Genomic DNA, 722 nt, shown 5'->3' on the forward strand with positions numbered 1-722 from the left:
GGCCTGCCACATGACCGTCCATGCAAAGGAAAGGCATGGACATGGAAAAGATCCTGATCGTCGGCGGCAGTTCGGGCATGGGGCTGGCGCTCGCCAGGCGCTGCCTCCAGGACGGCGCGCACGTCATCATCGCCGGGCGTGGCGAAGCGAAGCTGGATGCTGCGCGGGATGGGCTCGGCCGGCCGGGAGCGCTCGAAACGGCGGTGGTCGACGTCAGCCGCGAGGATGAGGTCGCGGCGCTGTTCGAGCGCATCGGCCGGCTCGATCATATCGTCAGCACCGCGGCCGCGATCGAAGGCGCCTACCGGCTGTTGCCCGACATCGAGCTTTCGGCCGCGCAGCGAGTGGTGGAGAGCAAGTTTTACGGGCCGCTGCTGCTCGCAAAGCGTGGGGCGCCGAAGCTGCCGCCGACAGGCTCGCTCACCTTCGTCACCGGTATCGCGGCCTACCGGCCGGCAGCGCGCGGCTCGGTGGTCGCCGCCGTCAATGCGGCGCTGGAGGGGCTGGTGCGAGCCTTGGCGGTCGAGCTGGCGCCGATCCGCGTCAACGCCGTCTCGCCGGGCTGGGTCGACACGCCGATTTGGGAGTTCGTCGCCGGCGACCGGAAGGGCGAGACTCTGGCCGCGATGGCTGAGCGGTTACCCGCCGGACGCGTCGGAAAGCCGGAAGACATCGCCGATGCAATCCGCTTCCTGATCGGCAACGGCTTCACGACGGGAGAG

At 69.3% G+C, this 722-nt stretch carries 1 protein-coding gene; it reads left to right on the forward strand.

Features of this window, described 5'->3' with window-relative positions:
• Nucleotides 1-20 precede the first annotated feature (20 nt).
• On the forward strand, nt 21-722 hold a 702-nt coding region (locus EOA28_RS37575), incomplete at its 3' end, for an SDR family oxidoreductase (protein ID WP_128315935.1).

Source organism: Mesorhizobium sp. M2A.F.Ca.ET.067.02.1.1, from assembly GCF_004023285.1.
Classification (GTDB): Bacteria; Pseudomonadota; Alphaproteobacteria; order Rhizobiales; family Rhizobiaceae; genus Mesorhizobium.